Below are 13,951 nucleotides of genomic sequence, written 5' to 3' on the forward strand. Positions count from 1 at the left end.
ATAAGCAGATCCGGGTTTGCTGCGGTTTAGACGCCTATTCAGTTCGCTCCGGTATGGAGCGGGCGCCTGCTTAAGCACTGCCGACAGGATCGGCAAAGCGTGTTACCGGAAGACACACGCGGCGACACCGATTCGATTCCACAATCCTGAACTGGACGGTATAGTCCACCGCGTGAACCCGGCCTACCTTCCCGTTGCCCTCGACGCACGCGATGAGCGCGTGTTCGATGCCGTGCGCGAACTGCTGGCCCAGCAGGGCATGCAGATGAGCATGGACGCGGTGGCCCAGCATGCCGGCTGTTCCAAGCAGACCCTCTACTCGCGCTACGGCAGCAAGCAGCAACTGCTGCGCCGGGTAATGCAGCGCCACGTCGGCCACGCTACCGGCGCCATGGTTCGTGCACTCCGCACTGACGACCTGCGTGCCAGCCTGCTCCAGTTCGCCACCGACTTCCTGGAGCACTTCAACCAACCGCACGTGGGCCAGGCCTGCCGGCTGATCGCCGCCGACGCGGCCCAGTTTCCCGAAGAGGCGCGTACCCTGTACCGGCATGGCGCCGGCGCACTGACGCTTCATCTTGCTGAATGGATTGAAACCGTTTGCATGCAGGGCCAGCTCCGGCATGACGACCCGCACTTCATGGCCGAGCTGCTGCTGAGCATGATCGCCGGTCAGGATTTCGACAAACAGCGCTTCCATACCCCCCACCGTGATGACGCGCTCTTGCGTCGGCGCTGGGCAGAGTTCTCCGTCGACAGCTTCCTGCGCGCCTTCGCGCCTCAGCCGTCGCCGGCCCCGTCTACAAACCAACCCCGGAGTTCCTCCTGATGACCGCCCCACTCCGCACCCTTGCCTTGACGTGCGCCGTTGCTGTCGCGCTGGCTGCCTGCAAGAAGCCGGAACAGCAGACGCCCCCGCCGCCGGAGGTGGGCGTGATCGACGCCAAGCCGCAGACCCTGCCGCTGCAGCGCGAGCTGGTCGGCCGCCTGTCGCCGTTCCGCAGTGCCGACGTCCGCGCACGCGTGCCCGGCGTGCTGCTCAAGCGCGTCTACCAGGAAGGCTCGCAGGTCAAGCAGGGCCAGACCCTGTTCCTGATCGACCCGGCGCCGCTGCGTGCCTCGCTCAACGCTTCCGAGGCCCAGCTGGCCTCGGCCCGCGCGACCTACGCCAACGCCAAGGTCGCCGCCGACCGCGCACGCTCGCTGGCCCCGCAGCAGTTCGTCTCCAAGTCCGACCTGGACAACGCCGAATCGGCCGAGCGCACCGCGCTGGCCGCGGTCAAGCAGGCCGAAGCGGCAGTGACCTCCTCGCGGATCAACCTGGGCTATGCCGAAGTGACCGCGCCGATCAGTGGCGTGGCCAACAAGCAGCAGGTCACCGAGGGCGCGCTGGTGGGCCAGGGCGATGTGACCCTGCTGACCACCGTCGACCAGCTCGACCCGCTGTACGTCAACTTCTCGTTGAGCGTGGACGAACTGACCCAGCTGCGCGCGCAGCAGGCCAAGGGCGCGCTGGCGCTGTCCGGCGACGGCAAGGCCACGGTCAACGTCAAGCTCGCCGACGGCACCACCTATGGTGAGCCGGGCACGCTGGACTTTTCCTCGACCACGGTCGACCCGGCCACCGGCGCCGTCTCGTTGCGCGCGCTGCTGCCGAACCCGCAGCAGATCCTGCTGCCGGGCGCCTTCGTCAGCTTCCAGGCCAACCTGGGCGAGCGCAACAACGCCTTCCTAGTGCCGCAGCAGGCCCTGCTGCGCGATACCACCGGCGGCTACGTGATGGTGGTCGGCGCCGACGGCAAGGTCGTGCGCAAGAACGTGAAGACCGATGGCGCGCAGAACGGCAACTGGCTGGTCAGCGACGGCCTGGCCGCCGGTGACAAGGTGATCGTGGCTGGCGTGCAGAAGGTCAAGGAAGGTGCACCGGCGGTGGCCAAGCCGTGGACCCCGGGCCAGGATGCCAACGGCAAGCCGGCCGCAGGCGGCGCCGCCCCGGCGGGCGCTGCACCGGCTGCAGGCAAGGCACCGGCCGACGCGGCCAAGCCCGAGCAGGCCGATGCGGCCAAGCCGGCCGCCACCGATTCGAACAAGCAGTAACGGGAACCTTCCGTCATGCCTAAATTTTTCATCGAACATCCAGTCTTCGCCTGGGTGGTTGCGATCCTGATCTCGCTCAGCGGCGTGATCGCGATCCTCAACCTGGGCGTGGAGTCCTATCCCAACATCGCCCCGCCGCAGGTCACCGTCTCGGCGACCTACCCGGGCGCCAGCGCCGATACCACGGAAAAGTCGGTCACCCAGGTGATCGAGCAGCAGCTGACCGGCATCGATCACCTGCTGTACTTCAGCTCCTCGTCCGCCTCCAACGGCCGTGCGCAGATCACCCTGACCTTCGAGACCGGTACCGATCCGGACATCGCCCAGGTGCAGGTGCAGAACAAGGTCTCGCTGGCCACGCCACGCCTGCCTTCGGAAGTGACCCAGCAGGGTGTGGTGGTGGCCAAGGCCAACGCCGGCTTCCTGATGGTGGTGGCGCTGCAGTCCGATACCCCGACCATCAACCGTGACGCCCTGAACGACATCGTCGGTTCGCGCGTGCTCGACCAGGTCTCGCGCATCCCCGGCGTCGGCAGCACCCAGCAGTTCGGTTCCGAGTACGCCATGAACATCTGGCTGAACCCGGAAAAGATGCAGGGCTATGGCCTGTCGGCCAGCCAGGTACTGGCCGCGGTGCGTGCGCAGAACGTGCAGTTCGCCGCCGGTGCGCTGGGTTCGGACCCCTCGCCGGAAGGCCAGCACTTCACCGCCACGGTCTCGGCCGAAGGCCGCTTCAGCTCGCCGCAGGAGTTCGAGAACATCATCCTGCGCGCCAATGCTGACGGTTCGCGCGTGCTGCTGAAGGACATCGCCCGCGTTGCCTTCGGTGCCAACAACTACGGTTTCGACACCCAGTACAACGGCAAGCCGACCGGCGCCTTCGCCATCCAGCTGCTGCCGGGCGCCAACGCCCTGAACGTGGCCGAAGCGGTGCGCGCCAAGATGGACGAGCTGCAGCCCAGCTTCCCGGCCGGGGTCACCTGGTTCTCGCCGTACGACAGCACCACCTTCGTCAAGATCTCGATCCAGGAAGTGGTCAAGACCCTGTTTGAAGCGGTCTTGCTGGTGTTCCTGGTGATGCTGATCTTCCTGCAGAACTTCCGCGCCACCCTGATCCCGACCCTGGTGATCCCGGTCGCCCTGCTCGGTACCTTCCTGGGCATGTGGATGATCGGCTTCACGATCAACCAGCTGACGCTGTTCGCGATGGTGCTGGCGATCGGCATCGTGGTCGACGACGCGATCGTGGTGATCGAGAACGTCGAACGCATCATGAGCGAGGAAGGCCTGGCGCCGAAGCCGGCCACGCAGAAGGCGATGACCCAGATCACCGGCGCGGTGGTGGCGATCACCGTCGTGCTGGCCGCGGTGTTCATCCCGTCCGCCCTGCAGGGCGGTGCCGCCGGTGAGATCTACAAGCAGTTCGCGCTGACCATCGCCATCTCGATGGCATTCTCGGCGTTCCTGGCCCTGGGCTTCACCCCGGCGCTGTGCGCGACGTTCCTCAAGCCGACGCACAACGACAACCCGAACATCGTCTACCGCACCTTCAACAAGTACTACGACAAGATCAGCCACACCTATGTGGGCCACATCACCTCGGCGGTGCGCCATGCGCCGCGCTGGATGATCCTGTTCGTGGTGCTGACCGCGCTGTGCGGCTTCCTGTTCACCCGCATGCCGGGCAGCTTCCTGCCGGAAGAAGACCAGGGCTATGCGCTGGCGATCGTGCAGCTGCCGCCGGGCTCCACCAAGGGCCAGACCAACGAAGTGTTCGCGCAGATGCGTGGCATCCTGGAAAAGCAGGATGGCTATGAAGGCATGCTGCAGGTGGCCGGCTTCAGCTTCGTCGGTTCCGGCGAGAACGTGGGCATGGGCTTCATCCGCCTGAAGCCGTGGGAGGAACGCAAGTTCACCGCGCCCGAGTTCATCCAGAACATGAACGGCGCGTTCTACGGTATCAAGGAAGCGCAGATCTTCGTGGTCAACCTGCCCACCGTGCAGGGCCTCGGCCAGTTCGGTGGCTTTGACATGTGGCTGCAGGACCGTAGCGGTGCCGGCTACGAACAGTTGACCCAGGCCCGCAACATCCTGCTCGGCCAGGCCGCGCAGAAGCCGGACCACCTGGTTGGCGTGCGCCCCAACGGTCTGGAGAACGCGCCGCAGCTGCAGCTGCACGTGGACCGCGTGCAGGCGCAGTCGATGGGCATGTCGGTGTCGGACGTGTACAGCACCATCCAGCTGATGCTGGCCCCGGTGTACGTCAACGACTTCTTCTACGAAGGCCGCATCAAGCGCGTGACCATGCAGGCCGATGGCCCGTACCGCACTGGCCAGGAATCGCTGAAGAGCTTCTACAGCCCGTCCAGCCTGACCCAGAACGCCGATGGCACCAACGCGATGATCCCGCTCAACACGGTGGTCAAGTCCGAATGGGTGTCGGCGCCGCCGTCACTGAGCCGCTACAACGGCTACTCGGCGATCAACATCGTCGGTTCGCAGGCACCGGGCACCAGCTCGGGTGAGGCGATGCAGGCCATGGAAGGCATCGTCAACGACGACCTGCCGGCCGGCTTCGGCTACGACTGGTCGGGCATGTCCTACCAGGAAATCCTGGCCGGCAACGCTGCGACCCTGCTGCTGGTGCTGTCCATCGTGGTGGTGTTCCTGTGCCTGGCCGCGCTGTATGAAAGCTGGTCGATCCCGGTGGCGGTGCTGCTGGTGGTGCCGCTGGGCGTGCTGGGTGCCCTCGGCCTGTCGATGCTGCGCGGCCTGCCCAACGATCTGTTCTTCAAGATCGGCCTGATCACCGTGATCGGCCTGGCGGCGAAGAACGCGATCCTGATCGTGGAGTTCGCGGTGGAGCAGCGCGCAGCAGGCAAGAACCTGCGTGATGCCACCATCGAAGCGGCGCGCCTGCGGTTCCGCCCGATCCTGATGACGTCGTTCGCGTTCATCATGGGCGTGATCCCGATGGCGATCTCCACCGGTGCCGGCGCCAACTCCCGCCACGCCATCGGTACCGGCGTGATCGGCGGCATGCTGTTCGCCACCCTGCTCGGCCTGCTGATGATCCCGGTGTTCTTCGTGGTCGTGCGCCGCATGCTGGGCGACAAACTGGACGAACCGTCCAAGGAGTTCATGGAACGCCAGCGCGACGCGGATGCCGCACACCGTCCGGATCGTTGATCCGGCGGTGCGCTGAGAACGAAAAGGCCCCGGAGCGATCCGGGGCCTTTTTTTTCCCTCAGTTGAATTCATGCCAACCCAGGTTGGCATCTACCGGAACAACGGCGTGGCCGATATCCGTCAACCTGGGTTGGCGCTCTTCGGGCAACGCCTCAGCGCATCACCGCGACCACGGCGCACACCGCCACCAGAATCAGCGAGGCCCACTGCATGGGTACGAAGAAGAAATGGTGGGGCGCGGCCTCCCCCTTCTGCCGCGGCACACGGTTGAGCCACAGGCCCAGCACCACGTTCACCGCTGCGCCGAGGCCTGCGCCCAGCAGAACCTGTGACAGCGGGGTATTGCCCCTGGGGCCGTCATGCGGAAAGAAGTACGCCAGCAGCAGGATCGCTGCAATCGGCGTCACCAGCGTCATGATTCCCCAACCGCGATAGATCACGTCGTCATCCTCGAAGAAACGGACTGCATTAGAGCAGCATGCGTCTCCGCAGGCCAACGGCAAAGACGTCATCTGGATGACCATCATCCACGCGTGGCGTGGACCTACCGCCGCGCCGCCATTGCGGCGGCGCGGCCATGCGACTCAGCGCAGCCCGGTTTCGTTGCGCGCGATCACCAGGCGCTGGATCTCCGAAGTACCTTCGTAGATCTCGGTGATCTTGGCATCACGGAAGTAGCGCTCCAGCGGCATTTCCTTGGAATACCCCATGCCGCCGTGGATCTGCACGGCCTGGTGGGTAATCCACATCGCCGCCTCAGAGGCGGTCAGCTTGGCAATGGCAGCCTCATTGCTGAAGCGCTTGCCCTGGCCCTTCACCCACGCCGCGCGCAGGGTCAGCAGCAGCGCTGCGTCCAGCTTGCACTTCATGTCGGCAATCTTGGCCTGGGTCATCTGGAAGGTACCGATGGCCGCACCGAATGCCTTGCGCTCCTTGACGTATTCAATCGTCGCTTCATAGGCGGCTCGGGCGATGCCGACGGCCTGCGAAGCGATGCCGATGCGACCGGCATCGAGCACGCTCATGGCGATCTTGAAGCCCTCGCCTTCCTGGCCCAGCACGTCTTCGGCCTGCGCCACGTAATCGTTGAACTCGATCTCGCAGGTGGCCGAGGCGCGGATGCCCAGCTTGGGCTCGGTCTTGCCACGACCGAAACCGGCCTTGTCGGTATCGATGATGAAGGCGGTGATGCCGCGCGCGCCCTTGTCCGGCTCGCTCATCGCGAACAGCACGATGTACTTGGCCACCGGACCGGAGGTGATCCAGCTCTTCTTGCCATTGATGACGAAAGTGCCGTCGGCCTGCTTCACCGCGCGGCAGCGCATGGCGGTGGCATCGGAACCGGACTGCGGCTCGGTCAGCGCGAACGCGCCGATGGCCGTGCCTTCGGCGATGGCACGTACGTAGGTCTGCTTCTGCTGCTCGGTACCGTGGGTCAGGATGCCGTTGCAGAACAGCGAATTGTTGACCGACATGATGGTCGAATGGGCTGCGTCGGCGGCGGCGACCTCCACCATCGCCAGCACGTACGCAACCGGGTCCATGCCCGCACCGCCGTATTCGGTCGGCACTTCAATGCCCATCAGGCCGTTCTCGCCCAGCAGGCGGATGTTGTCCAGCGGGAACTCGCCGGTGCGGTCATGGTGCTCCGCACTGGGGGCGATCTTTTCCTGCGCGATGCGCCGCGCAACGTCCTGCAGCATCAACTGCTCTTCGGTAAAGCTGAAATCCACAACACCCTCCCGGGTACATGAAGTTATGGGCCGCATACGGCGCGCCCAGGTGCTGCGATTGTACCGGGGCCCGGCAGTTTCCGTACGCTGGTGACTTGACCGCGCCAGGCCCCTTCAGCGAATATATCTCTATATCGCGATAGGTAGATGTTTATGGATCTGGAAGACTGGTCGACCCGCCTGAAGGTGTTCGCCGATGCCACTCGCGTGCGCCTGCTGGCGCTGCTGGAGCAGGAGGAACTGACCGTGGCCGAACTATCGGCGATCACCCGGCTGGCGCAGCCGCGCGTGTCCACCCACCTGGCACGCCTGAAGGAAGCCGGGCTGGTCCGCGACCGCCGTGCCGGCGTGTCGGCCTATTACCGCTTCGACGAAGCCCAGCTGGACCCGGCGCAGCGTGCATTGTGGCATGCCTTGAGCAACGGAAGCGATGACCCGCTGCTGCGCCAGGACGCTGAACGCGTGGCCGCCGTGCTGGCCCACCGCGCCGCCGACCAGAACTGGGCCGACAGCGTGGCCGGCGACATGGAACGCCACTACTCGCCGGGCCGTACCTGGGAGGCGCTGGCACGCACCGCGCTGCCGCTGCTTGAGACCGGCGACGTGCTGGATATCGCCTCTGGTGATGGCGTGCTGGCCGAACTGGTTGCCCCGCATTCCAAGCGCTACATCTGCATCGATACCAGCGCGCGCGTGGTCGCCGCCGCCAGCGAGCGCCTGCGGCGGCTGCCCAATGTGGAAGTGCGCGAGGGCGACATGCATGCCCTGCCGTTCAAGGATGCCAGCTTCGACCTGGTCGTGCTGATGCATGCGCTGACCTACGCCAGCAAACCGGCGCAGGCGGTGACCGAAGCTGCACGCGTACTGCGCCCGGGCGGCCGCCTGCTGCTGTGCAGCCTGGCCCGCCACGAGCACAAGGCAGCGGTGGAGGCCTATGGCCACGTCAACCTCGGCTTCAGCGACAAGGAGCTGCGCAGGTTCGTCGACAAGGCCGGCCTGCAGGTGTCCAGCCTGGAAACGGTAACCCGCGAGAAGCGTCCGCCGCACTTCGAAGTGATTTCGCTGATCGCCAACAAGCCCTGAGCCAGAGACCGCCATGCCCGCCCTGCCCTGGTTGCATCCTGATCGTGCCAACGCCCTGCTCGACGCCCTGCGCGAGCGGATCCTGATCATCGATGGTGCGATGGGTACGATGATCCAGCGCCACGGGCTGCAGGAGCAGGACTATCGCGGCGAGCGCTTCGCCGGTGGTTACGACCATGCCCATGGACCCGGCTGCGACCACGCCGCGCCCGAGGGTCACGACCTGAAGGGCAACAACGATCTGCTGCTGCTGACCCGGCCGCAGATCGTCGCCGACATCCACACCGCCTACCTCGAGGCCGGTGCGGACCTGGTCGAAACCAACACCTTCAATGCAACCTCGGTCAGCCAGGCCGACTACCACCTCGAGCACCTGGTGTACGAGTTGAACAAGGCCGGCGCTGCGGTCGCGCGCACGTGCTGTGATGCAGTGGCCGCAACCACTCCGGGCAAGCCGCGCTTCGTGATCGGGGTGATCGGCCCGACCAGCCGCACCGCTTCGATCAGCCCCGACGTCAACGATCCCGGCTTCCGCAATACCAGCTTTGACGAGCTGCGCGACACCTACCGCGAAGCCATCGAGGGCCTGATCGACGGCGGCGCCGATACCCTGATGGTCGAGACCATCTTCGACACGCTCAACGCCAAGGCCGCGCTGTATGCGCTGGAGGAAGCGTTCGATGCGCGCGGCGGGCGGCTGCCGGTGATGATCTCCGGCACCATCACCGACGCTTCCGGTCGCACCCTGTCCGGGCAGACCGCCGAGGCCTTCCACGCATCGCTCGCCCACGCCCGACCGTTGTCGATCGGCTTGAACTGCGCGCTGGGCGCCGATGCGATGCGCCCGCATGTGGAAACCCTCTCGCAGGTCGCCGACTGCTATGTCAGCGCCCACCCCAACGCCGGCCTGCCCAACGCGTTCGGCGAGTACGACGAAACTCCTGAAGAGATGGCCTCCACGCTGCGCGGCTTCGCCGAGGATGGCCTGTTGAACCTGGTCGGCGGCTGCTGTGGCTCCACCCCCGAGCATATCCGTGCGATTGCCAATGCCGTGGCCGGACTGCCGCCGCGCGCACTGCCCGGCACCCGGGAGCAGGCCGCATGAACGTTGCCGCCACCGTCCCGCACTTCCCGCCCTACTGCTGTTGAGCCGACGCCTGCCATGACGCCTGTCCGCCCTACCCGCCTGTCCGGCCTGGAACCTCTGGTCATCACCCCGGACCTGCTGTTCATCAATGTCGGCGAACGCACCAACGTCACCGGCAGCGCGCAGTTCCGCAAGCTGATCAAGGAAGGCCGCTACGAGGAGGCGGTGGACGTGGCCCGCCAGCAGGTGGCCAGCGGCGCGCAGATCCTCGACGTCAACATGGACGAGGGCCTGATCGATTCGGAAGCGGCGATGACGCGCTACCTCAACCTGATCATGTCCGAGCCGGACATCGCACGCATCCCGGTGATGGTCGATTCCTCCAAGTGGAGCGTGATCGAGGCCGGCCTGAAATGCCTGCAGGGCAAGAGCGTGGTCAACTCGATCTCGCTGAAGGAAGGCGAAGCGCTGTTCCGCGAGCACGCGCGCAAGGTGCTGCGCTATGGCGCCGCGGCAGTGGTGATGGCGTTCGACGAGGCCGGGCAGGCAGACACCTGTGCGCGCAAGGTCGAGATCTGCACACGCGCCTACCGCATCCTGGTCGACGAGATCGGCTTCCCGCCGCAGGACATCATCTTCGACCCGAACATCTTCGCCGTCGCCACCGGCATCGAAGAGCACGACAACTACGCGGTGGACTTCATCGAAGCCACCCGCATCATCAAGCAGACCCTGCCGCACTGCCATGTCTCCGGCGGCGTCTCCAACGTCTCGTTTTCGTTCCGCGGCAACGAAACCGTGCGCCAGGCCATCCATTCGGTGTTCCTGTACCACGCGATCGCCGCCGGCATGGACATGGGCATCGTCAACGCCGGCGCGATGCCGATCTACGACGAACTGGAGCCGGACCTGCGCGAGCGTGTCGAGGACGTGATCCTCAACCGCCGAAGCGATGCCACCGAGCGCCTGCTGGAGATCGCCGAGCGCTACAAGGGCAGGAAGGGCGCGGCGAAGACCGAAGATCTGGCCTGGCGCGAAAAGCCGGTGGCACAGCGATTGGCGCATGCCCTGGTACACGGCCTGGATGCCTTCGTCGAGGAAGACACCGAACTGGCCCGGCAGGCCTCCAGCCGCCCACTGGACGTGATCGAAGGACCGCTTATGGACGGCATGAACATCGTCGGCGACCTGTTCGGCGCCGGCAAGATGTTCCTGCCACAGGTGGTGAAATCCGCGCGCGTGATGAAGAAGGCCGTGGCCTACCTGCTGCCTTACATCGAAGCGGAAAAAGCGCGCAGCGGTGACACCGCCAAGAGCAACGGCAAGATCATCATGGCCACGGTGAAGGGCGATGTGCATGACATCGGCAAGAACATCGTCGGCGTGGTCCTGGCCTGCAACAACTTCGACGTGGTCGACCTCGGCGTGATGGTGCCGGCGCAGAAGATCCTCGATGCCGCCCGCGAGCACAACGCCGACCTGATCGGCCTGTCCGGGCTGATCACCCCGTCCCTGGAGGAGATGAGCCACGTCGCCCGCGAGATGGAGCGCCAGGGCTTCGACCTGCCGCTGCTGATCGGCGGCGCGACCACTTCGCGTGCGCATACCGCGCTGAAGATCGACCCGCACTACAAGGCGCCGACGGTGTGGGTGAAGGATGCATCGCGCGCGGTGGGCGTGGCGCAGTCGCTGATCTCGCGTGATCTGCGCGAGGCCTTCGTTGCCGCCAACGAAGCCGACTATGCCGAAATCCGTGCACGCCACCGCAACCGCGGCGACGCCAAGCGGCTGGTCACGCTGGAACATGCGCGCGGGCAGAAATTCCAGGGCGGCTGGGACAACTACACTCCACCGGCACCGAATCAGCCCGGCCTGCACGTATTCGACGACTATCCCCTGGCCGAACTGGTCGACTACATCGACTGGACGCCGTTCTTCCAGGCCTGGGAGCTGGCCGGCAAGTTCCCGGCGATCCTCACCGACGAGATCGTCGGCACCCAGGCCAGCGAGCTGTACAAGGATGCCCGTGCGATGCTCGAGCGCATCGTCAGCGAGAAGTGGCTGACGGCCAAGGCCGTGTTCGGCCTGTGGCCGGCCACCAGCATCGGCGACGATGTCCGCGTGCAGCACCCGCAGGGCGAAACCACCCTGCACTTCCTACGCCAGCAGGTGGACAAGCCAGCCGAACGCCCGGATTTCTGCCTGGCCGATTTCATTGCACCGGCCGACAGCGGAAAGCAGGACTGGATCGGCGCCTTCGCCGTCACTGCCGGCATCGGCATCGACGCCCACGTCGCGCGCTTCGAAGCCGAGCACGACGATTACAACGCGATCCTGCTGAAAGCACTGGCCGACCGCTTCGCCGAGGCGCTGGCCGAGCGCCTGCACCAGCGCGTGCGTACCGAATTCTGGGGCTACGACCGCGCCGAGACGCTGGACAACGAGGCCCTGATCGACGAGCAGTACCGCGGCATCCGTCCGGCCCCGGGCTACCCGGCCTGCCCCGAGCACAGCGAGAAACGCCGCCTGTTCGACCTGCTGCAGGCTGAGAAGAACGCGGGCATGGAATTGACCGAGAGCTTCGCGATGCTGCCCACGGCCGCTGTCTCGGGCTACTACTTCAGCCATCCGCAGAGCCAGTACTTCGTTGTCGGGCGGCTCAGCCGCGAACAGGTCACCGACTATGCCCGGCGCAAGGGCGTGGACCGTGCCCAGGCCGAACGCTGGCTGGCCTCCAATCTCGACTACGACCCCGAATGAGGCGGTAGCGCCGGGCCATGCCCGGCGTCATCTCCCGTCCGCCGGGCATGGCCCGGCGCTACCGTGCATTATTCCCGCGATGACCGTTCCCGTTGCCCGCCTCTCAAGTTTCTACCTGTTCTACTACGCGGCGCTCGGCGCGTTCACGCCGTACTGGAGCCTGTTCCTGACCGCGCGCGGGATGAGCGTGACCGCGATCAGCGTGATGATGGGCCTGTGGTACGCCACCCGCGTGATCGCACCCAGTGCCTGGACCTCGCTGGCGGCCGCATCACCGCGACCGATCCGCCTGCTGCGCGTCGGCTGCGTGCTGACCCTGCTCAGCTTCGCTGCCTTCCTGCTGCCACTGCCGCAGCCGTGGATGTACCCGGCGATGATCGTGTTCTGCTTCTTCTACAACGCGGTGATGCCGCAGTTCGAGTCGATCACCCTCACCCACCTGGGCAACGACAGCCATCGCTACGGGTTGATCCGGGTCTGGGGCTCGCTCGGTTTCATCGCCGTGGTCACCCTGTTCGGCTGGCTGATCGAAGGCGATGGCGCCGGCAACCACGCCGGATTGTTGCCGTGGATGATGCTGCCCCTGTTCGTGCTGCTGGTTGCCTCGGCCTTCAGCAACCACTACGCGCGCGACATCGGCAGGACGGCGGATGATGCCAGCGGCTTCTGGCAGATCGTGCGCCGACCGCCGGTGCTGGCCTTCTTCCTGGCCGCCTTCATGGAACAGCTGTCGTTCGGCCCGTACTACACGTTCTTTTCGGTCTACATGGACCACCACGGTTACCGCACCACCACCCTCGGCCTGCTGTGGACCATCGGCGTGGTCTTCGAAGTGGGCGTGTTCTTCACCATCGGCCGCTTCTTCCGCCGCTACGACGCCAGCTGGATGCTGCTGATCGCACTGGTCAGTTCCTGCCTGCGCTGGGCCGTGACCGCACTGTTCCCGGAGAACCTGCCGGTGATGCTGCTGGCGCAGACCGCGCACGCGCTGGGTTTTGCCGCGTTCTTCGCTGCAGCGATGCAGATGCTGGCGACCTACTTCCCCGGTCGTCTCAACGGCCACGGCCAGGGACTGCTCTATGGATTCTCGTCGGGTGTCGGCGGTGTGCTGGGCGCGCTCATTGCCGGCCAACTGTGGAAGATCGACGACGGCCGCACCGCGTTCCTGGCCGGCAGCGGCTTCGCCTTGATTGGCGCCCTGCTCTGTTTCTTCGCGCTGAGCCTGCCGCTGATCCGTGCGCGGCGCAGCACTGCGTGCACCCGGTAACGAAAACGCCGGGCAATGCCCGGCGCTTTCATCACGCAGCAGATGCAGTTACCAGACCAGGTCGTCCGGCACCTGGTACTGCGGGTCCGCGTACGGATCTTCCTCGGCCGGCGCATTCGGATCGACCTTCAGCGCCACCGACGGGGCGAACACCGCCTCGGACTGTGCCAGCACGTCGGCGGTCACCAGCAGGTAGCGCCCGTTGAGCTGGACCACTCCAAGCTCGCCGGCATTGAGCGCGGTCAGCTGTTCGGCGGTCACATAGATGCGCTTGATCTTGCCGCCATACGGGAAGTGGCGGGCGATGTCGGCCGCTTCCGAGTTCAGGCTCTTGTCCTTCAGCAGTTCTTCCAGCTTGGCCTTGGCCTCGCGGCGTACGCGCGCCTCTTCCTGTTTCAGACGCTCGGCCTCGATGCGCTCTTCCTTTTCGCGTTGCGCGCGGATGGCATAGGCCTTGGCCAGGTCCATCTCTTCGGCGCTGCGCGGCGTGCGCGGGCCCTGCTGGCCCGGGCCACGTGACTGGCCGGGCTTGCCCGGGCGACCGTGGCCATGCCCACGACGCTCGCCGGGCTTGTGCTCGCCCTTGCCAGCGCCCTGCGGCTTTCCATTGCCGTTGCCACCCTTGCCCTGCGGGCGACCGTCACGGCGGGGGCCATCATTCTTGCGCTCGGGCTTGGGCGCGGGCTTGAAGCCCAGGCCCATCAGCTGGTCGCGGAGGGTATCGCTCATAGGATT

At 65.8% G+C, this 13,951-nt stretch carries 10 protein-coding genes; 7 read left to right on the forward strand and 3 right to left on the reverse strand.

Translation table 11 applies throughout. The annotated features are described in order from the left end of the window. The first annotated feature begins 172 nt into the window (after positions 1–172). From ACZ75I_RS12560 to ACZ75I_RS12570, 3 genes are read left to right on the forward strand one after another with little or no spacing between them, the layout of a single operon-like run. A complete protein-coding gene (locus ACZ75I_RS12560) occupies positions 173–829 on the forward strand; it encodes a TetR/AcrR family transcriptional regulator (RefSeq protein ID WP_061480087.1) in 657 nt (218 codons plus the stop codon). Continuing rightward, positions 829–2,097, forward strand: a complete 1,269-nt coding sequence (locus ACZ75I_RS12565; protein WP_069139730.1) for an efflux RND transporter periplasmic adaptor subunit — start codon at positions 829–831, stop codon at positions 2,095–2,097. Before ACZ75I_RS12560 ends, ACZ75I_RS12565 begins: the two co-directional genes overlap by 1 nt. Positions 2,098–2,112: 15 nt before the next feature. Further along, positions 2,113–5,286, forward strand: a complete 3,174-nt coding sequence (locus tag ACZ75I_RS12570) for a multidrug efflux RND transporter permease subunit (protein ID WP_180869840.1) — start codon at positions 2,113–2,115, stop codon at positions 5,284–5,286. A gap of 152 nt (positions 5,287–5,438) precedes the next feature. Here ACZ75I_RS12570 and ACZ75I_RS12575 read toward each other — a convergent pair whose 3' ends face one another. Together ACZ75I_RS12575 and ACZ75I_RS12580 are read right to left on the reverse strand one after the other, a co-directional pair. Next, positions 5,439–5,810: a hypothetical protein gene (locus ACZ75I_RS12575; RefSeq protein WP_428986742.1), complete on the reverse strand. Its 372-nt coding sequence runs from the start codon at positions 5,808–5,810 to the stop codon at positions 5,439–5,441. Positions 5,811–5,870: 60 nt separating this feature from the next. Beyond that, entirely contained in the window at positions 5,871–7,019 is a 1,149-nt protein-coding gene (locus ACZ75I_RS12580) for an acyl-CoA dehydrogenase family protein (RefSeq protein ID WP_072168160.1), read from the reverse strand. Between the two features lie 153 nt (positions 7,020–7,172). On the opposite strand from ACZ75I_RS12580, the gene ACZ75I_RS12585 reads away from it, so the two are divergent. The 4 genes from ACZ75I_RS12585 (at position 7,173) to ACZ75I_RS12600 (ending at position 13,216) form a co-directional block, all read left to right on the forward strand. Then, positions 7,173–8,102, forward strand: a complete 930-nt coding sequence (locus tag ACZ75I_RS12585; protein ID WP_069139733.1) for an ArsR/SmtB family transcription factor — start codon at positions 7,173–7,175, stop codon at positions 8,100–8,102. Between the two features lie 13 nt (positions 8,103–8,115). Next, positions 8,116–9,207, forward strand: coding sequence for a homocysteine S-methyltransferase family protein (locus ACZ75I_RS12590; protein ID WP_061480091.1), 1,092 nt, complete (start codon positions 8,116–8,118; stop codon positions 9,205–9,207). Positions 9,208–9,264: 57 nt separating this feature from the next. After that, on the forward strand, positions 9,265–11,949 hold the full coding sequence (metH, locus tag ACZ75I_RS12595; protein ID WP_346477205.1) for a methionine synthase: 2,685 nt from the start codon (positions 9,265–9,267) through the stop codon (positions 11,947–11,949). Between the two features lie 79 nt (positions 11,950–12,028). Beyond that, positions 12,029–13,216, forward strand: coding sequence for an MFS transporter (locus tag ACZ75I_RS12600; protein ID WP_346477279.1), 1,188 nt, complete (start codon positions 12,029–12,031; stop codon positions 13,214–13,216). 48 nt (positions 13,217–13,264) lie between these two features. Here the strand turns inward: ACZ75I_RS12600 and ACZ75I_RS12605 are convergent, their stop codons facing one another. Next, positions 13,265–13,945 carry a DUF2058 domain-containing protein gene (locus tag ACZ75I_RS12605; protein WP_061480094.1) on the reverse strand — a complete coding sequence of 227 codons (681 nt, stop codon included), beginning with the start codon at positions 13,943–13,945 and terminating at the stop codon, positions 13,265–13,267. Between the last annotated feature and the right edge of the window lie 6 nt (positions 13,946–13,951).

The organism is Stenotrophomonas sp. X (assembly GCF_055721025.1).